The sequence below is a fragment of the Edaphobacter sp. FHG110511_03 genome (assembly GCF_059115365.1).
In genome coordinates this window covers 1-19,131 of the sequence record NZ_JBZYWL010000014.1, presented here as the reverse complement: position 1 = coordinate 19,131, position 19,131 = coordinate 1, and the positions used below count along the sequence as shown (strand labels likewise).

14 protein-coding genes are annotated in these 19,131 nt (G+C 53.8%); 9 read left to right on the top strand and 5 right to left on the bottom strand.

The features are described 5' to 3' along the window. Positions 1–4 precede the first annotated feature (4 nt). The 3 genes from AC5S26_RS28150 to AC5S26_RS28140 all read left to right on the top strand — a co-directional run bounded on the left by AC5S26_RS28150 (position 5) and on the right by AC5S26_RS28140 (position 2,235). Complete coding sequence (locus tag AC5S26_RS28150; RefSeq protein ID WP_494188274.1) at positions 5–967, top strand: MlaD family protein; 963 nt, start codon at positions 5–7, stop codon at positions 965–967. Between the two features lie 152 nt (positions 968–1,119). Further along, the gene (locus AC5S26_RS28145) at positions 1,120–1,569 is read left to right on the top strand and encodes a hypothetical protein (protein ID WP_494188273.1); all 450 of its coding nucleotides are present in this window, start codon (positions 1,120–1,122) and stop codon (positions 1,567–1,569) included. 219 nt (positions 1,570–1,788) lie between these two features. Continuing rightward, positions 1,789–2,235 (top strand): DUF1269 domain-containing protein, encoded by a 447-nt coding sequence (locus tag AC5S26_RS28140; protein ID WP_494188272.1) that lies wholly within the window; start codon positions 1,789–1,791, stop codon positions 2,233–2,235. Positions 2,236–2,259: 24 nt separating this feature from the next. Here AC5S26_RS28140 and AC5S26_RS28135 read toward each other — a convergent pair whose 3' ends face one another. Next, the gene (locus AC5S26_RS28135) at positions 2,260–4,173 is read right to left on the bottom strand and encodes a hypothetical protein (protein ID WP_494188271.1); all 1,914 of its coding nucleotides are present in this window, start codon (positions 4,171–4,173) and stop codon (positions 2,260–2,262) included. Between the two features lie 402 nt (positions 4,174–4,575). Here AC5S26_RS28135 and AC5S26_RS28130 point away from each other — a divergent pair, with 402 nt between their 5' ends. From AC5S26_RS28130 to AC5S26_RS28105, 6 genes are all read left to right on the top strand, one after another. Beyond that, positions 4,576–6,432: a patatin-like phospholipase family protein gene (locus AC5S26_RS28130; protein WP_494188270.1), complete on the top strand. Its 1,857-nt coding sequence runs from the start codon at positions 4,576–4,578 to the stop codon at positions 6,430–6,432. A gap of 1,089 nt (positions 6,433–7,521) precedes the next feature. Next, positions 7,522–8,628, top strand: coding sequence for a hypothetical protein (locus tag AC5S26_RS28125; protein ID WP_494188269.1), 1,107 nt, complete (start codon positions 7,522–7,524; stop codon positions 8,626–8,628). A 674-nt stretch (positions 8,629–9,302) separates the two neighbouring features. Next, positions 9,303–9,698 (top strand): TolB family protein, encoded by a 396-nt coding sequence (locus AC5S26_RS28120; RefSeq protein ID WP_494188268.1) that lies wholly within the window; start codon positions 9,303–9,305, stop codon positions 9,696–9,698. Positions 9,699–9,986: 288 nt separating this feature from the next. Beyond that, positions 9,987–10,610 carry a recombinase family protein gene (locus tag AC5S26_RS28115; protein ID WP_494188267.1) on the top strand — a complete coding sequence of 208 codons (624 nt, stop codon included), beginning with the start codon at positions 9,987–9,989 and terminating at the stop codon, positions 10,608–10,610. Positions 10,611–11,310: 700 nt separating this feature from the next. Continuing rightward, positions 11,311–12,552 (top strand): retropepsin-like aspartic protease, encoded by a 1,242-nt coding sequence (locus AC5S26_RS28110; protein ID WP_494188266.1) that lies wholly within the window; start codon positions 11,311–11,313, stop codon positions 12,550–12,552. Positions 12,553–12,801: 249 nt separating this feature from the next. Then, positions 12,802–13,502 (top strand): IS6 family transposase gene (locus tag AC5S26_RS28105; RefSeq protein WP_494188265.1). Its coding sequence is split into 2 segments (ribosomal slippage): positions 12,802–12,892 and positions 12,892–13,502, totalling 702 coding nucleotides; the frame shifts between segments, so codons are not numbered across the junction. Between the two features lie 103 nt (positions 13,503–13,605). On the opposite strand, the gene AC5S26_RS28100 is transcribed toward AC5S26_RS28105, so the two are convergent. From AC5S26_RS28100 to AC5S26_RS28085, 4 genes are all read right to left on the bottom strand, one after another. Continuing rightward, a complete protein-coding gene (locus AC5S26_RS28100) occupies positions 13,606–14,181 on the bottom strand; it encodes a hypothetical protein (RefSeq protein WP_494188264.1) in 576 nt (191 codons plus the stop codon). A gap of 698 nt (positions 14,182–14,879) precedes the next feature. Next, positions 14,880–15,290, bottom strand: a complete 411-nt coding sequence (locus AC5S26_RS28095; protein WP_494188263.1) for a sigma-70 family RNA polymerase sigma factor — start codon at positions 15,288–15,290, stop codon at positions 14,880–14,882. A 1,030-nt stretch (positions 15,291–16,320) separates the two neighbouring features. Continuing rightward, complete coding sequence (locus AC5S26_RS28090) at positions 16,321–17,955, bottom strand: GMC family oxidoreductase (protein WP_494188262.1); 1,635 nt, start codon at positions 17,953–17,955, stop codon at positions 16,321–16,323. 66 nt (positions 17,956–18,021) lie between these two features. Further along, on the bottom strand, positions 18,022–19,131 hold a 1,110-nt coding region (locus AC5S26_RS28085; RefSeq protein ID WP_494188261.1), incomplete at its 5' end, for an AraC family transcriptional regulator.

The window sequence follows — 19,131 nt, the reverse complement described above, 5'->3', positions numbered from 1 at the left end:
CCGAATGGCCGTCGAGAAAAGTTATGCGCGACTGGGCTTCTTCATCGTTGTCTCAGTGGTTGTCGTCTTGGCCACGGCTGTGCTCTTCATTCAACGGCTGAGGAGCCGTGACGTGATCGGCATGGTCACCTACACAACCGAGAACGTCAGTGGCCTGGATGTCTCCAGCCCGGTACTGTTCAGGGGCGTGCCCATGGGCCAGATCACAGATTTACGTGTGGACCCACGCGGGACCATCGTCGAAATCAACTTCGAGGTGTTTCTCGATCGCCTCAATACTGTTGGCCTGGATGTCAACCGGATCCGGCGGTTTACCGATATTGGAGGCACCTTTCCCCGCCTTCGGGCCCGGATCGTGGGCAACCCGGTGACAGGGGAGGCGTACCTGCTGCTCGATGTTCCTCAGAATCCCCCCAAACCGATAGACCTTGGGTTCACACCGAATCGGCCGTACGTGCCGTCGATGCCCTCGGTGGTTGCGTCTGTACAGGATCGGCTGCCTGCGCTTTTGGATCGTACGGAAGCGACCCTACAAACTCTCAGGGAGATTGTTATCAGGGTTCCCGATAGCCTCGACCGAAGCGACCGGTTCTTCACCAACGTCGAGCGCATTGTGCAGGAAAGCAACCTACCAGCGCTGAGCGCCGACTCGCGGCAATTCTTTGCAACGACAACTACGCAGATCGAACAGATGAGGTCCGAGTTGGATGGAGTAATCGGCACCCAGGGGGCTTTGGTCAAGTTCTCTGAAGAGGCTCGCGCTGCGATTAAGGCAGCAGACTTTCCGGCCGTCAACCAGGCCGCGCGCGACGCGTCGGAGAATTCCAGGCTTGCGGCGGACGATCTCCGACGTTCTATGCCTGCCATCCGGGATTCGCTCGAAGAGATGCGCGAACTTGCGCGGCTGCTCCAGGAGGAACCCGAGTCGGTGGTTTATGGTTTACGGCCAACTAAGGTGACACGCTGATGATTCGGGTGCCCCGACTAGGGTGCTGTCTCCTGCTCACGGTTGTCTGCCTGGGCGCAGTCGCCTGTCACCTTCGGCGCCCCGAAACGACACCGAGTCGCATGATAGAGCCGCAACTGCTCGAGCCGCAACCGCCGGAGCCAGCGAGGCAAGTGAGCAAAGAGCCCAATGCCGCTGCTGTCCGGCTGCTCGATACCCAGGCACGCGGACACATTGGCCGCCGTGTACTGCATCAGCAACCGAATGGTGAGATAACCGAGGACTCTGTCTGGCGATGGTCGTCTGCTCCTGACAGGTATCTGGATACGGCATTGCGCATCGAAGTGGCGTCCAGTCCGGACATGCGCCTTGTCGATGCCGGCCGCGCTCCCGCGCTGGCCGCGACACTCTTAGTGTGGGATCTAGAGTCCGCGGGGGGGACGCGACTCGTCGGGGCTGTGGAGTTTCAGATCACTGGTACCGACCGCGTAATCCATACACAGGTTGTGCGAGCTAGCGAGTCCGTGTCCGCCGAGCTACCTGGGGACTTGGCTGCCAGTGCTGGCCGCCTTTTGCGACGCCTCGCGTCCGAGGGCCTCAAGAGCGTCGCAAACGAACAATGAGGAAGCGCGGGCCACATCTGCCAGAACGCAGTAGATCTCGCCCTCTCGCTTGTCTCAAAAAGCCGAAAGTCGCAATCCTGGCGGCGGTCGAAACGGTAACTTCGAAAATGCCGGCCACGGTCAATGCAGCGGCCCTGCGCAAGCGAAGATCGAACACACGTGGTTCGTGCCCCTGCCGTTGGTAGGGCAGACGCTTGGTTCGCTTCGGCATCTTAGCCAATGCCCTGTCGGCGACGCCTCCAGTTTGGCCGTCTGGCGATGAATCTCCTCATCCGTTTCCCGGACCAACTGCTGATAGTAGGGTTGTGCGGCGCCGCGGCGGGAGCCGCGATGGGTGGTTCAGTGGGCGCCGTGTCCGGCGCGTCCGGCGAGGTCGCCCTCGACGACCCGCGGTTGGACGACTTTGCGGCTTCGCTCGCCAAGGATACCTCGGCGTTGATTCTGGTCGGCGAGAGAGCCTCGATCCTCGACTTTCACCTCGGCGGTCGAGCCCTTCGGAGGAAAGGTCATCGAGACCAACCTGGACGAGAAAGACATCAAGGCCCTGAGGACTTCTCTCAAGAATTAGGAATCGTCGAAGCCGATACCCGGCGAGAGCGGTTGGCGCGTCTGCCCTATGGCGGACCCCCTTTTTCGACGAAGGCTTCGGTCAGCTCGAGGCACTAGGTTCCGGACAGCGCACGATTCTATTCATGGGAGCTCCACAGCCCAGGCAACAACCTTCCAACCCACTCCTTCTTTGTTCCACAACAATAGAAGAGTGGGTGATTCTTCCTCGCCATAATTCAATTGACTGGCGGACAAGTAATAAACTCCGTATTTGGCATCAGCAGGCTTCAAGTCCGGAGCATCTTCGTGCGCCTGACGATGTTGACACAGAAAGCTATTGACCAGCTGGTTCGGCACAGCCATGATCGCGAAAGCCTTGGAGTTCTCCTGCTGGACTGGGGGCAGCAGGTCATTGCGGGGCTGCAGGCTCGACATCGTGTCTGAAAGATTCGCGCCGGATGGAATTCTCCGGAGCGGCTGTTGAAGCCCAGATTGGATTCTGGCGATGGGCGTCATTTTCTGCTGGTCTTTGGAGGGTGCCGGCAGACACTGGTAGGAGCGCTGTGAGACAAAGGCGGAAGCCCGGATAACATCCCGTTTCATGATCCAAGTCTGGTAGAAATCCAGGATGGATTTTACGGCACCCGGATCACCGGCAATGGTCTGCGGTTCTTCCACTGACGGTTCGGCCTGAGCCGCAGCTTTCTTGGGGACGATGCCTGCGTCGCTACCATCTTCGAGGCGGATGGCGGTGATCTTCCAATAATCGCCCTCCCGCGCCCAAAGCAGGGTCATAACCTTGTTCCGGCTATCCCCCTGCTTTCCGCGAAACGCGGCGGCAAAAAACTTCTCCTTGGAGCGATTACCTTGATCATCGCTCAGTGGGGCAACGCATTTCTCGTCCGGTTCCATGTCCGGCGGCACGCTCACTAGCAGGAATTCCGACGCATACTCATTCTTTGCCTCATTCAAAGCTTGCGACGATTTGTCGGCAGGGGTGAACACGTCGGCAACGGAATTTGCCTTGCCAATGCTATCGCTGAATTTCTGCATTGCGATCAGTGTGCGCAGCCGAATCATGCCTTGCGGCGCGGACTTGCTGGTCTTCTGCACAGTCGCCTCCAGACACGGATAGCTTTGGCGCGAAAAATAAGCAACCGACTTGTTGGGTTGCTTCTCTACGATCCAGCTTTGCAGGAAATCGTGCGCGCTCTTATCGACGCCTTGATCGGCTTTCACCCCGGGATTTAAGGGAATATTGCCAACGCTCGCGGTGGAGTTTTCCGCCGGTGGCTTCCCTCCAGTTCCAAGCTGTCCAAAGACGTTCCTCCACCAGCCATTAAGACCTGACCAGCGACCGTCATGGCGGTCCAGGTTATTTCCCGCGCGGACATCCGAGTTGGCAGCGGACAAGTGTCCATTGACCAGACCCTTAGGAAAGCCCGAAGCGCGATAGTCGACATCGATGTCAGATAATTTATGGTCCCGCGAAATGGAGAACTGAATCGATGGAGGTCCGTTTTTCAGCCGGTAACAAATGGGAAAACCCCCGTGATAAACAGTGTTGTCCTTATCGTGAAAGAACTCCTGGCTGCGGCTGAGAATGTCAACCGCATTGGGCTTCAGGTACACATACAGGCGGAACTGGCGGTCGCCGCCTACGCCGGATTCCTCTCCAAGCACTTCGTCAACGGCTTCGACCAGATCAATTGCTCGCCCCAGGCTCTTGCCAGTTGCATCCGTCATCTTGGCGTTCAGCAGCGCATGGGTCACGGCGTCAAACGTGGTCCGGACGGACAGTCGGCCGTTGTTGTAGGCCTCTTGGGGCACAAGGTTGCTTCCGGTGGTGGCGTTGTAACGGCGAATGAAGTCGTCTGCCAGTTGCTTTTGCTCAGGGCGCAACGAGGCATAGGATTTGCCAAGCTCCGGGGTTTCGCCTTTTGTCTTTTTGGGAGAATCCGCCTTGTTCTGAGTCGATTGCGCTTGAGCAATTACCGACTCGAACGGGAAGAGCAAGAAAACGATGAGAATGATCAGTCGGGCCATTTGCTTCATCGTGACCCTCCATGGGAGTTGCCGGAGTGAATATAGCCATCTCTTCAGCTTGATGGTACGAGCGGCGCCTAGGCGAGGCAACTAGAAGTTTACCCAGTGGCAAACAGGCTTGGGGGATCATAGGCAGAGACCGCTTCTCGACAGATTTCCTAGACGCTAACTTCAAGATTGGTTGCGGACTAACGCCCTTTAGGCAATGTGATTGCCATCTTCGGAATCTCTAGGCTTGTTCTACATGTGTGATCTGGGGCCTAGTGTCCCGCCCAAGAATTCCGAGGATAATGGTTATCGAGTTTAATGGGAGGGATTTGTCGAATGAGCCCTGGCGGTGGAATACCACCCGCGACTCACATTCCGACAAGCCTTTCGCCGGGCTAGGTTGGACCACTCAAGGAGAACGAGATGGATAACAGCGGCGAAAAACCAGCTTCTCCAACAACCGAGCGACTTCATATCGAGCTTTGTCGGCTCGAATGGGCAAAATTACTCAACGAGGACACGCTGACGGCGATAACGGATGCCGCTGATTGGACCGCGTTTCACGCCGAAGAAGTGGTCATTGAGGCCGAATCAGAGATTACCCACGTGTACTTCCTCATCACGGGCCGGATGCAGGCAACGCTCTATGATTTTTTAGGCAAAGAGATGCAGCAAGATACTTTCGCTAGAGGAGCTGTCATTGGGCTATTTTCCCTCGGTTTATCGGATCGCTCTTATTTGCACGTCCAAGCTACTGAACCTTCGACAGCAATACGACTGACACTCTCGAACTTGCTCCAACTGACAGCGAAGCATGCAGACTTTCAACTCGCTATGTTTCGATTGGCAGCCAGCGTATTCAAACGATTCGTGATGGTAGAACGTTCGCTTCCGAAGCCAGCCGTCGTCGGTGTTGTGCATCACACGGAGGCGAGCCGTCCACTCATTGGTCGATTGGCACGTCGCCTTCGAGACCTGGGCGAGTCTCCATGTATTCTCGGCGACGACGAGCAATGGAAACCCGACCAGGATATCCCCTTTAAATTGCTTGTTGGAGATGTCGAGGAGCGACAAGACATTATCAAGGAATGGGCCCCGCATAGGCGACTTCTGTTTGATATTCGTGCGGATCATTCAGAAGAGGTAATGAAGCGATTTATAAGTTACGTCGACATAGTGCTGTGGTGTGTTCGGCCGCAGGATGCACGTGCAGCGGTACAGCTGCTCCAAGCGCTGGTGAAGAGCGTACCCAGATGGCGAGAGAAGCTCCGGATTGTGTGGCTTCTCGACAGCAACACCTCAATGCCTCCCTATGTACCGGAGTTGTATGAACTCGCCGAACGAGACTTCAAGCTTTCCATGGACGCTCCTGGGGCAAATCAAGGCAGTTTACTGCGGCACGGATTCGAGCGCATCATTCATCATTTGCGAGGCGTCCAACTCGGTTTGGCACTGGGAGGCGGCGCAGCTCGCGGTATGGCTCATCTTGGAGTTCTCAAAGCGCTTGAGCAGCATGGCATCTATGTGGACATGCTGGCGGGTACGAGTGCCGGGGCGATGACCGGCACCATCTACGCGGCTGGCTTAGAGCCCGAGTATGCTGCTCAGGTCTTCAAGGCCGATTTGATGCCCTCGTGGTTGTTTCGACAGCTGCCCGGTGGCGGCTACTGGTATTTGCTCTTCAAGTACAGACGAAATCAGTTCGAGTCCATGCTGCGGAGATACATAGGGCGAACCAGGATGGAACAATTGAATCTTCCGATGTTTACGGTCGCCGTTGATCTCTTCGAAGGAGAACCGGTGGTGCGCGAGGTTGGCGACGCGACGATGAGTATTCTGGAAAGCATCAATCTCCCTCCCCTTTCGCTTCCTATCTTTCAATCAGATCGAGCGCTGGTGGACGGCGGGTTGCTCAACAATATCCCTGCCAACGTGCTAGTGGCGAAGGGATGCAACTTTGTTATCGCATCGAGCGTGACGGCAAAGCTAGAGAGAGACTTTCTAGGAATCCGCTCAAACAGGGATTCTCGCACCAACCGTTTCTTCTCAACAATTCAAGTAATTATGCGACAGAACATGATTCAAGGCTTCAACATGAATTCTGTTGGGGTGCAGCCCGCAGACTTTGTGGTCGCTCCCGACGTGACCTCCTTTGATATATCAGAGTTCACTCGGGCTGATGAGATGGCAGTGATCGGGGAAAGGACAACCAATGAAAGCATTGCAAAGCTGCGCAAGATGCTCAGCAAGCTTGATCCACAACTCTTCGAGAGTTCATGAATGTGATCATGTCAACGTCCGCTGCGCAAAGCTATCTTCCCAGTCCGATTCGGTCTTCCTTCTACCTATCGCTCTGTAGATAAAGGTGCGCTTTGCGACCAGGCGCTATGTAGTACTTCGTACCCTGCAGAGTCAACTGGAGGGCGAGACCATTCTTAGTGATCACCTGGTAGACGCAAAACACCTGGGGAGACCTCTACCGCTCCCGAGTACGCTGCGCCCAACTTGTCCGCCGCGGCATCCGTTTGCGCGGCACCCGACCACCAGAATCCAGGAATGGGCCAACGCTTTATCGTTTCGAACACGAAGATCACCCGATAGTTCTTCACTCCCACACCCAGGCCGGGTGAGCGCTATGGGAACCACATCTTGCCCGGTGCTACGTAATAGAGCAGGGTTGTGAGATGAAAGAGACATAACGGAAGCGTGGACGAAGTGGCATAAGGTTGATCGTATCCGTCCGGCCCAAACACATAGTTTTACTGTGATGTTCGCTGCGGATAAGTTACTTCAACCTGCGGGGCGTACGCGGCTGGGGTGAGATGGCCGAGGCTTTAGATGGATCGGTTTGCGAGCCCGGGCAGCACTGCGGTGAGGTATTCGCGGATTGGAGTTCTCGGCGTTTGTGGTTGCTTTTCTTGAATTGGCTGTGGCTGCGACTATTCATGCGCAAAATGCTGCTCCTGTCTCTGTTTCTCCCCCGTCCCCGGATGGTCGCGAGTTAATGCATATTTACCATGGGAGGGAATGCGCTCTTAGCATTTTCTGTCGTCACTATGGGCAGTTGAGGATTTGTACTTGACAGCCGCATTTAGCGTGTGAGATAAACGCCGCCCCGAACTCTTCAGGTCACCAACACACCTGATGAGGGAGCACTAGGACCCGGCCCGCGTTTCGCGAGGATATCGTAGTCGCTTTCTTTATAGGGATGTCAGCAAGGAAGCCAAGACCAAGGATCGGTAGGGCGTTCTAAGACGCTCTGCGAAAGAAAGGGCTCCCCGATGCCTCAGAAGATCGAGTACCTCTTCGTGGCAGCTATCGTCAACCTGTAGCAGGGTTCCATGCTTCTGGTGACAAAGGAGAAGTTCTATGCGACGTCATGTTCTGCAAGTCCTCTCTACTCTGTGCGTGTCCGCCGTCCTGGCTGTAACAGTTCAGGCTCAACCGAATCCTCCAGACGCGCCTTCGGCACAAACGGGGCAAGAAAACGTCCATATGGTCGAAGGGGTTGTGGTTTCTACGACTCCCGATACCCTCGTCATTCGATCGGACGATAACCAGTATCATCTGTTCACCTATCACGGCAACGCCCCCAGCGATATCAAGGTAAATGACCGGGTTCGCGTTCGCGGTGGTGAGGCGGGCGTCGATGGCACGCGAACAGCCGATAACGTCAATGTGCTGCACATCATCGAAGGCACGGTGGTTTCCACGACGCCGGAGACGCTGGTCGTTCGATCAGACCAAAACCGATATCATCTGTTTACCTACAGCCCCAACATCGTCTCCAACGAATCGGTCAAGCCAGATGTTAGGGTTCGCGTCGAGGGTAGTGTTCCGGGCCCGAATGGCACGCGGGTAGCCGACCGTGTCACTGTGGTCCAACCCGGCGAGGCTAGTGTCGCAGGCACTACCCAGACCGCCGCACCCACCTCTAGCACGCACCCACCCAGCTCCACCACCGAGGTGCACGTCTCCGCTACCGAGGCTCACGGTGGATCGGGAGCTCAAGGTACGCCCGCTGGCCCGGTGAATGCAACATCACTGAAAGTTGAAGAGAAAGCCCGCAAATTGCACATTGGCGGACGCGTTGGTTTTGGTCTTGATCCCGAACTGTTTATGTTCGGCCCTGAAGCGCGGTTCGGTCCCTTCTTCAGTAAGCGCCTGATGTTCCAGCCAAACCTGGAATTTGGTTTCGGAGAATTGACGGACATGTATGCGGTGAACGGTGATGCGGCCTTCCACTTCAATAAGGCGCACAATGATTGGATTCCATACATCGGCATGGGGCCATCGTTCAACTTCGTCCATCGGGCGGCCAGCATCGGTGAAACCGATTTCAGCGATTTCCACTTTAATACCGGTCTTAACGTCTTTGCGGGCGCACAAAGAAACAAAATGTTCGTTGAAATGAAGACGAACCTGTGGGCCAGCGAAACTCCCTCGTTTCGAGTGTACGTCGGCTACACCTTCTAGGCTTGTCGACACCATCGGAGCCGCTTCGACATGACAGCAACTAGGCGAGGGCGAGACAGTCAACACTGAATAAGTAATAATACCCGGGCGGACAGCAATCCCTAATGCTGCTTCCGCCATGAACACATAATCACGGAACCAATCCAACCTGTACACACGGCCAACAACAACACACCACTGTTGTTAACATCGCAAATTCGTCGCCTCTTCTTCTCCCATGTCATCCACGACGTCATAATGACGAAATTTTGTCTTCCTGGTTGCTTAGAATCGCGTCCGACAATATCGTGCCGGTTCAAACGCTGCTCGAGAGGATCAATATTTCACGTAATTCTCTTGACTTGACGGGGTTTCTTTTTGGGGGTGTCCGGTGACTCCGGTTCAGCCTCAATGGGCTTTCAGCAGTGTAGAGCAGGGTGCGGCAGAGTACTGGAACCAGGTCCCAGCAGGAACCGACGTGCTTGTCACCCATGGGCCGCCGTTCGGAACTCTCGACAAGGATGACATCCTTTCCTCTCACATGGGATGCAAGCAGTTATCTCTCCTGATGGACGCTATGCGGTGGCTGAACTCATTGCAAACTACGCGCATGCCGAGACGGTGTGGACGGAGATGAAGGGTGGGAGCAAGGACGTACCGCAGTGGAATCCGATAGATGCTCGGGAAACGAGGGGATGCTGCCGAGCTTTTCTCCGGATGGGAGATGGCTGGCGTTCTCTTCAGATCCGACGGGAAGGCACGAGATTTACGTGATGGACTTTCCCAGTGGGTCGCAACGAGTACGGGTTTCGAAAAGTGGAGGATTCAAGCCAAGGTGGCGACGCGATGGTAAGGAGTTGTTCTACGTTGCCGCTGACGGCAGCATGATGGCGGCCAAGATCGCTGTCGTCGATGGGCGGCTGACTGCGGAATCGCAGAGGCTCTTCGATGCGAATCTGAAGCTGTTCACGAACTACGATGCGAACTATGCTGTGAGCAGTGATGGGCAGCGCTTTCTCGGGATTGCGAAAGAGAGTCCGTCGAGAGATGTTGATATTCAGATGGTGCTCAACTGGCCTAGCCTGTTGTAGTAAGAAGTTTTTTCCATAGATTTCTGGACCTCAACTTCGGCGGCAAACGATCAAATGGGTTTCGGCAACTAAAAGACTACGATTCTTATACCCGAGTCGACGCCCTCCCAAGCTTGGTGGTCGTAACTCGCCAATGAGCTTATCGAGCTCATTTGAGGACCTCAGAATCGACGGTTTGTGGAACGTTTGCGAGTCGTCTTCTGACGCGAGTTCTGAATCCACTTAAACCATACCATAACTCACGTCACAAACAATTAGATTATGACGCTATTTGTGATATCTTTTTGCATGGTTATTGGATACGCTCGCGTTTCGACGGACGACCAGACGAACGCGGCCCAGCTCGCGGAGCTAAAGAAAGCCGGTTGCAAAAGGATCTACGAAGAGAAGATCAGTGGCCGGAATGTCGATCGGCCTGAGCTGACCCGGTGCCTTGACCGGCTGGATGAGGGAGACACGCTCGTGGTGTGGCGCCTTGACCGGCTGGGGAGATCGTTAGCCGATTTGCTGGAGATTGTGAATACTCTTCAGGGGCGCAAGGTCGCTTTCGTCTCTCTGAAAGAGAAGTTCGATACGAGCCATGCCGCAGGACGTTTGATCTTTCACGTCTTCGCATCGCTAGCTGAGTTTGAGAGGGAACTGATCCGAGAGCGGACTATGGCCGGGTTGTCCGCCGCTAAAGCTCGCGGGCGGCTGGGTGGACGGAAGCCAAAGCTGGCAAAGGACCAGATGAATAAGATCCGCTCGCTGTGGGACGGTAATCAGTATTCGAAACACGAACTCGGAGCAATGTTTAATGTGTCGAAGTCCACCATTGACCGCATCGTTAGGCCGGGACCGGTGAAGCTAAAGGTTACCGCCAAAGTGAGGAAGTCGAAAAGAACATCAATCAGGGCCAGGGGAGGGAAGTGATGCGAGTAATTTGCACTGGGGGTGGGTTCGACGTTGAGGGAGAAGTTATCGGCGGGGAAGACTACGACCCGATCACTGGGACCTGCGATCTTGATTCAACTTTCACTGTGCGCTGCGATGATGGAGCATTGTTCCAGGTCCACGGTTGGATGGTTGAGGTTGAGTCAGTGGAATCCCGACGTACTTGGGTCATGTAAACGATGAAGAAGCCTATTCAACGCGCAATCTGTTGTCCCTGTGGGTGCGAGAAGATTCTCGCGTTGGGACTCTGCGCGACTTGCTACACCCTGAAGAGGCAAGACGAGGAATACTTCGGCGGCCATCGCGAGACCGTCCTTGCGCGAGATGGCCACCTTTGCAGAATTCCCGGTTGTACAAGCCTGAAGCGCGGTAAACGGTCATTGGCCGTACATCATCGCGTACCGGGAAACAATAACCCCGATCTGATGATTACGCTCTGCGTGGGGCATCATGCTATGGTGACCCGAACGCAAATGTTGCGTAAGGAATGGCCGGAGCTGCTTCGAGTTCTGTGGCGTGAACAGCATCCAGAAGCGCACGAACAAACAAACCTGAATTTTGCAGTAAAGCCGGTTTCAATGAAGCTCGTTCCTCTCTTTCCAGAGGATCGAATGGCGACTATCTCGCAGAAAAACGAGGTCGTAAAGATATCAAATCTAAGCGCTGCAAGGGGTATTTGATGGGTGAACTGGCTTTTAGGCGTTGGATTCTACTTTCAGCGATTGCTTTCCTCACAAACGTAGGGTTCAGCCAAACTACGTCCGAGGAATTGAAGAAGCTCTATGACGCCCATTCCTGTTTCCTGATGCGCGAGAAGGTCAGCGCACCAGGAACGCCGCTGTTTTATCGTGCTGTGGCAGCCTGCAACTTTCGTGAAGGCAAGCTATGCCGTAAAGGGCTACGGCAAGTGCAGCGACAGGCACCTTCATCGGATGACGCATGGGAAGCAACATCGTTTCTTGCCCAGGACGCGCTCGCGGAAGGGCGATACAGCGAGGCGCTGGCGCAAGTGAACACGCTGCTGCGCCTGCGACCTGGGGACAAGGATGCGCAGAACGCGCACGCCTTCTTTGGGGGTCTAGCCGCATATGGCGATCAGAAACTCGTACGGCGCAAAATGGGAAGCGTGCCTGTAGTGCAGTTCGATGGAAATATAGGGGCAAACCTGACGATCAATGGCCACGCTACTGCATTCATATTCGACACAGGCGCGAATGTTTCCGTGATGAGCGAAGGCCAGGCGGTGCTGCTTGGACTTACCGTACACAAGGTGAACGCAAAGATGAACGTGGCGACCGGAGCCCAGATCAGCTTCCGTATTGCTGACGCAGAAACCCTGAATCTAGGCGATGTGGAACTGAAAAATGTCGCCTTCTTGGTCGTAGCCGATGATGCAGAGCCTTTTGTCGAAATGCCTAAAGGACAACGTGGAATCGTAGGTCTTCCGGTTCTGCTGGCAGTACAAACGCTGCGTATGCATGACGGCAAGTTTGATCTTGCCTACAAACCCGCCAAATACAGACGCGAATCAGCAAATATGTGCGGATACGGCCCCACATTTAGCGTGCAGCTAACACATGACGCCAAGCCCATGAACTTCGCCTTGGATACTGGCGCTGTCCACACAGATCTTTACACCCAGTTTGCAACCACCTTTCCGTCTCTGATAGCAAGCGGACACAAAGACACATTCACCCAAAAAGGTATCGGCAGCAGCGAAGACTTCCCGATCATCACTCTGCCTTCTGTGACCTTCGACCTGGCCAACTACCCTGTGACCCTATCACCAGCGCGTGTTCTCATGAAACCAAGTGTTGTGGGCAATAGTGAAACGTTTTTTGGCAATCTTGGAATGGATGTGTTGGGGCAAGGCAAGGAGTTAGCGTTCGACTTTCGGGCAATGCAACTATCGTTGCGCTAAGCGGACATGCACCCGAATCCTCAAACAATACTCAGCTTCTTGCTTTCCACGGCTGCGGAACCCTTATCGTGCTTTATTGTCCGTTTTCTGACGGGACCCCCTATAGAGCATTCACCTCCGCATAAAGCTTGCGAAGATGATCGTCAGACATGTCGAGAATCGGTTCGTACATAAACGAATTGAGATGGATATTTTCGGTTCTGGTGCAAACTCTGAGATGGTTGGAATGGACGGTGATAATGGTCCAGGATGAGAGTATTGGATTTGTTCAAGGGACGGCATTTTGACCGGGAAATTATTATCCTTTGCGTGCGCTGGTATCTCACATACAAACTGAGTCTCGCGACTTGGTACAAATGATGGCGGAGCGAGGAATTGAGGTGACGCACACGACGATTCTGCGTTGGGTGCAACGCTTTGTTCCTGAGTTTGAGAAGCGCTGGAGTCAGTACTCTCGGCCAGTGGGTAGGTCATGGCGTTGTGATGAGACCTATATTAAGGTGAAGGGCCGGTGGACCTATCTGTATCGAGCAGTAGACAAGCTGGGTCGAACGGTAGACTTTCTGTTGAGCGAACGCCGGGATGTTGCGGCAGCGAAGCGCTTCTTCAGCGAGGCTATGAAGAAGCACGGCACACCGCGAGTCATTACACTCGATGCATACGCGGCTTCGCATCGAGCCATCACGGAATTGCAATCAGTGGGAACGATAACGCACCGCGTAGGGATACGATCTTGCAGATATCTGAACAATGTGGTGGAGCAGGATCATCGCCGCATCAAACAGCGGGTTCGACCGATGCTCGGGTTCAAGCGATTCGACACAGCGACAATAACGATAAGCGGCATCGAACTTGCAGAGAAAATTCGGAAACATCAATTCAAGATCGGGACCTTGCCGGGCAGACCCGTAGCCGCTCCTGACATTTGGGCTGCTGTTCTTGCTGCATAACCCTGCAAATATTTCCTCCCTAACCATACCGTCACTCATTCTGAGAAAGTTTGCACCAGAACCCTGATAATCGTTCTTTGGTTGAAAGGTCAAACACTGAAATTCACAATTGGCTGATAAGCGCATCCACCGACGCCAATGCGATGAAATGCATATTGTCCATGATCTTCAGTAAGCTGATCGCGATTGACTGTTCGCAGCTAGCCCCGGCCCACATGGGCTGTGCGAGTGAACCTCGTGGCCCGTTTTTTTGATCCGTCTCGCATTGCCAAATATTGATCTGACGCAAAGCTTGCTCGGCATGCTCAACCCTCTTCTTCATGAGTGCCACAACGCATAATCGCATAGCAGAATTCACGCGCAGCCCCATTGTTACGAGATCTGTCGATGGTTTGTATGCGCCGCATGCTGGAAACTCGGCCGCACGCAAAGCCACGTCATAAGCATGTTGACATGTGAAGTACAACGCCATGGCTATTTTGCGCACGGACTCCTTAACGGCCAACTTCGTGCCATCAGGTTTCTGTGCCTCGCGGCACTTCGACGTTGAAATTAGTAGCTTATGGCTGAGGTAGTCCAACCTGTCGCTTCCTGAGCGAGCATGCTGTGCATACTCATAGCGTCCCGACTCGTAAGCCTTCATCGCATAGTCCACCGCCCGCTGCGAGATTCGCAGCATCTCGATTAGTTCAATGCGCAAATGTAGGATGGAGAGTTCAGCCGCTACTTCCTCAACCTTATCGGTGAACGGGGAGACAATCGATATCTGGCCTGGCGGACACTGAGAGTCTGCCGGACAACATGATGTCGAGACTTGAGTTATCTGCGGCGCCGTTTCTTGAGTTCTGATAGATCGGGACCTATTTCGCGAAGGTCCTAAGGGGAGCGTCTCGACTTTCGGATCGTGATGGGGGGGCAAAGCGAACCTCACTTCGAATGTCCTTCGCCACAGCGGGCGAGCCGGCTCGATTTAGTACCATGCATCTGTATACAAAACACTCTGTAGGCTTACTTATTCCTGATTTAGGCAAGGTGCAAACAGGACCCGCATCAACTCCCCTTCTTGTGCGGGCTAGTAGAACCTTGAAAACCCTCGCCGCACCAAGCGTGCGATGGCTTTGGACAGAAACACAATTGATAGCGGATTGCTTTTTTCTTATGCCAGGAACGCGACGGATTGTCCCATCGTAACGATGGACTTCGCGGTTGTATTGCTCGCGACTTATCGTTTGCTAATTGTGGGAGTCTTACAACTCAAGGTCCACTCAGGATCTTGGTCGACGTAGAGCTCTCCATCATAGCTAGCTACGGCAACATTCACTTGAACGCCGCACAATCTCGTGGATTGCATCAGGGTCTCGAAAGGACTGTACGGAGTCATGTACGTGCTCTTGCCAAACGCGACATTACCGTCCCTGCGGGACAGGCCAGAACTCTCGCTATTTCCAGATAAGTTAGCTCTTCATATTCCCGGAGCAAATGATCTCTCGTAATTCTAAAGGCAGTTTTTCGATCGCAGCCCGCACGTGTTTGGTCTCTATCTTCCTCATGTAGTCCCGGCCTGAGCCTTTGCTTTCTCAACTGGTTTAGCCAGATATTTCTCAGGATGGTGCAGAGCCAACTCTTTAGGTTGCTGTCCGCCCGCAACGAACCAATTGCCTGTAGGGCGCGAAGATATGTCTCCTGTGCCAGGTCCTCAGCTTCGGCCGGATTGTGGGTCAAAACCAGAGCGTAGCTGTATAGCCCCTCGGTATTTGCAATGCTGTCTGGATCGTGGTTACAAGGCATTTAGTCCAAACCTGAAATCGTGAAGAGCACCCAGAGTGAGCTGAAGAGTAACTCAACCCCGGGGTCGGTAAATCGTTGATCTAATATGTGAAACTTCCGTCTTGCCGGTAATCAGACAAGGCCGATAGCCAGAGCGAGATTTGCTCATCTGCCGCGTAACCTTCCTTTACTTGCTCTATCCCGGCCCAGATGATCTAGCTTCGCCATGCCTGTAGCTTGAGGAATTATTTGTCGTAGCGATATTTGTCGCTCGGCACTAGGTGCCTGAGCGAGACCAGCATTGCCCCGGGGCTTCGATCTACTTGTAGACGATTGCTTTGGTCCGCTCTCAACAGTGCTCCGGTCCGCCGTGTTGCGCAGCCTGTACGACAAATATCGCCTCAAAATCTACGACAAATAATTCCACAAACCACACTAGTAGGGATCTAGCTATCTGGTTCCCAAGAGCGATAAATGAAAATTGCATTTCTAGGAGTTCGCGTACCGGGGCATCTTAATCCAACAACCACGCTTGCCCGCTGTCGTTTTTAGCAAATGAGTAGAATTTGTAGTTAATCGATAGAGATTGCTGGTGGCATCAATCTTTTCGGTGTGGTTGCGGATATCCGTCGCACTTTCCGGTTCATTTCCCGGGCCGGCCGGATTCTGCTGCCTGTGTTTCTTTGCCACGAAATTACTCTACCGATCGAACCAATCTACCTATTAGTTGAAAACGACAGTCGATCTAAGAGGCTCTTCGAGAAAGCGATGCTTCGTGGGAAAGACGAAACGCTCCGCGCTCCGACTCCTGAAAACCTACATCGCACGCGAGCTATCTCGCACGCTCCTCGCACTCCTCCACTCCCAGCACCTTTCCTTTCTGCTTGACACCGATATACCAGGTTCAACTTAATGCTAGATGTTGAGGAGAAAGCAGAAGGTAGGTACTGCTCATTGAGGAAAGCTACGGAATAACTGCCCATCCTAACGTTCCTACCTTCCCTTCCTCCTAAACCGAGTAATGCAACAGTGCCCTTGCGACTCTAGCGCCTCATATTCCATGTGCCTTTTTCATGGCCTCCGCGGCTCGTTCGCCGATGACGACGCAAGGGATCATGGTATTGCCGGTCGTCACTCGTGGCATGATGGAGCCGTCAGCAATGCGAAGGTTTTCTATTCCGTAGACCTTGAGATTGCTGTCCACGACCGACATCGCATCGCGTCCCATCTTGGCGGTGCAGGTCTGGTGCCAACTGGTCATTCCCGCGTCGCGAATGAAATCTTCCAGCTCGCCCTCATTGACATTTCCGGGCATAACCTCACGCTTGGCATAGGACTTCAGTGCGGACGAGTTGCCTATTTCGCGACAGAGCTCTACGCAGGCTATGGCAGCCTTCCTGTCGTCGGGATGGGAGAGCATGTTGGTGTTTATCAGGATGGGATCATCGGGATTTGGTCCGGTCAACTGCAGGTTGCCCACACTCTTCGGACGCACGAGCACGCCGAAGAGTGTCCAGCTATTCATAGGAGGGTTATATTTGGCGGCGGTCGTCGCATTGGCTATCGGAACTTCCGCTAAATGTATCTGAATGTTGCTTTCAGCGCTTAGACCACTCGTCGAGAAGAGTACAGCTCCATTGCCGGTATCCGTTGGAACCGACGCCTGTTCAGATTCCCAGATGCAACTTAACCCTACGTGATCTTGGAAATTTTGACCTACTCCAGGGAGATGCTGCACAAGTGAAATTCCGATACGCTTCAATTCAACTTGGTCGCCAATACCGGATTGCATCAACACCTTCGGCGTATTGATTGCACCCAGGGACAGTACAACCTCGTTTTCAGCATTAATCCGATGAGTTTTTTCATTGTGCGAAATCTCGACGCCGGTCGCTCGCTTGCCCTCGATGACGAGCCGCAGGACAGTTGCGTGGGTCAACACGGTGAGATTTGGGCGGTCCATGTACGGAAAGGTGTAGGAACGGAAGACAGATTGACGCTTGCCATCGCGAGCCCGTATGTCCTGAATAGCCGCTCCACTGGGCACCTCTAACATGCGTCCGTTGGGATGTTCAAAGGTAGGAATTCCGGCCTCGCGAGCCCCCTCGAGCATGGCGCGGAAGATTGGGTTGGGGTTCGGCGCTGGTTGCACGTAGAGGGGACCACCGATCCCGCGATACTTCGGGTCCGGTGCGCCATGCCAATCTTCGAGGCGCAGATACATATTCAGCACCGACTCATAATTCCAGGCCGAGTCTTCGGCTTCCGATGCAAAAAAATCCCAATCAGCTTTGTGCCCGCGAGAATATGCCATCACGTTGATGCTTGAGCCGCCACCGAGAACTTTTCCCATACTAAGTGGGATGGCGCGGCCATTGAGGTGCGGATTCGGAAGGGCAAAAAAATTCCAATCGCGTTCGCTGCCGAGATTCGTGGGCCATTGGAGCGATTCTGTGACATTGGGCACGTCGTCTGTGCCGCCCGCTTCAAGCAGCAATACGCTGACATCGGTATTCTCAGCCAACCGACGCGCCACCACCGAACCGGAGGAGCCCGATCCACATACGATGAAGTCATAATGCGGTTTTAGCTCAGCTGTGAGCTTTTGCTGATTGAGCCGCACCCGGTCCGCGAAGTCCGTTTGATATTGATTTTCTAGATGTAAATCAACTTTAGTGTTTGTCATGCGCCAAGCTTAGTGAGCATGGCGTGGAGCATTTTGCTAATCGAACCCCGGTTTTGTCATAAAGCACTACAAAGTGTCACGACGGTACTGCCGTGGTGTTACCCCGATAACTCGCCTAAATACATGCGAAAACTGTGACTGGCTCGTAAAGCCACAAGATTCTGCGATATCGATAATTCTAAGCGATCGATCTTTCATCAACGATTGGGCTCTCTCGATGCGCAGTCGCAGAAAATATTGATGAGGTGTACACTCTGTGGCCGCCCGAAACATACGCAGGAAGTGATTTCTGCTGTACCCGCTCTCGGTTGCTATCGTCTTGAGGTCGAGATCGGTATCCAAATCAGCGTTCATCCGCTCGATGACGCGCCGCAGCTTGTGAGCTGGTAACGCCCCTTGGGGTATGTTTGTATATTGCTTGTCTTGTCCGAGAGACAGCAGACGCAAGGTGAACGAGTAGATCAAGTGATCGACATAAAGATTGTTAGACGGTTCCCAGTGCTTCGCCGCATTTTCCAAAAGCCTCATAAGGTAACCTAACGATTCATCGCGGATATCTATCTGCACTCGGAGTTGCGCGACTGGGTTCGAATCAAGTTCCTCTGAAACTTCCTCGACAAAGTCTGGGTCCAATCCACACACGATCAAGTCTGTCTGGGTAAATGAGCGTAGTTTTGGTCGTATTCTACCCGGGAACAAATTGCACGTCCCTGGATACTTCGTGAATGGTCGTAGATGTCCCTTCCAATCAGGGCGTTCCCCAAGGGACACATGCTGCTGAGACATAAGCTCAACAATATGATGAGCAGCCGGAAGGTCTGGCAATTCGGTTGGCGGCGCTTGATAGCGTTCGACGACCAAGCCCTTCCATCCAAATCCGGCGCTTGACAACAAAGGTGTGTATGGCATTTGGTATATCGAACCTAGTTTGTTCACGATTTGGTTTTCACTCATAACGACAATCACGGCATGAGGTGAACTCACCTCCGTGGCCGTTGGACCGGGTTGGACATTATTGACGGTAATGGCACGCGGAGCAAGATCGATCGCGGTGCCTCGAACGAATCCGGTAAGCGCGGACTTCGTCATACTGTAAGCGCTCGTACCTGAAAATGCTGTGCGGAGAGCAGTATTGCTTCCAAATAGGGTCCAATCGTCCCCGCAGTTCCAGGTTCT

What these genes read in the sequence shown, in the direction of transcription:
- AC5S26_RS28130 (WP_494188270.1), top strand. Translation starts at nt 4,576, where the DNA reads ATGGATAACAGCGGCGAAAAACCAGCTTCTCCAACAACCGAGCGACTT.
- AC5S26_RS28100 (WP_494188264.1), bottom strand. Translation starts at nt 14,181, where the DNA reads ATGCTGCGAATCTCGCAGCGGGCGGTGGACTATGCGATGAAGGCTTAC.
- AC5S26_RS28125 (WP_494188269.1), top strand. Translation starts at nt 7,522, where the DNA reads ATGCGACGTCATGTTCTGCAAGTCCTCTCTACTCTGTGCGTGTCCGCC.
- AC5S26_RS28110 (WP_494188266.1), top strand. Translation starts at nt 11,311, where the DNA reads ATGGGTGAACTGGCTTTTAGGCGTTGGATTCTACTTTCAGCGATTGCT.
- AC5S26_RS28140 (WP_494188272.1), top strand. Translation starts at nt 1,789, where the DNA reads ATGCCCTGTCGGCGACGCCTCCAGTTTGGCCGTCTGGCGATGAATCTC.
- AC5S26_RS28095 (WP_494188263.1), bottom strand. Translation starts at nt 15,290, where the DNA reads ATGCCTTGTAACCACGATCCAGACAGCATTGCAAATACCGAGGGGCTA.
- AC5S26_RS28090 (WP_494188262.1), bottom strand. Translation starts at nt 17,955, where the DNA reads ATGACAAACACTAAAGTTGATTTACATCTAGAAAATCAATATCAAACG.
- AC5S26_RS28150 (WP_494188274.1), top strand. Translation starts at nt 5, where the DNA reads ATGGCCGTCGAGAAAAGTTATGCGCGACTGGGCTTCTTCATCGTTGTC.
- AC5S26_RS28115 (WP_494188267.1), top strand. Translation starts at nt 9,987, where the DNA reads ATGGTTATTGGATACGCTCGCGTTTCGACGGACGACCAGACGAACGCG.
- AC5S26_RS28135 (WP_494188271.1), bottom strand. Translation starts at nt 4,173, where the DNA reads ATGAAGCAAATGGCCCGACTGATCATTCTCATCGTTTTCTTGCTCTTC.
- AC5S26_RS28120 (WP_494188268.1), top strand. Translation starts at nt 9,303, where the DNA reads ATGCTGCCGAGCTTTTCTCCGGATGGGAGATGGCTGGCGTTCTCTTCA.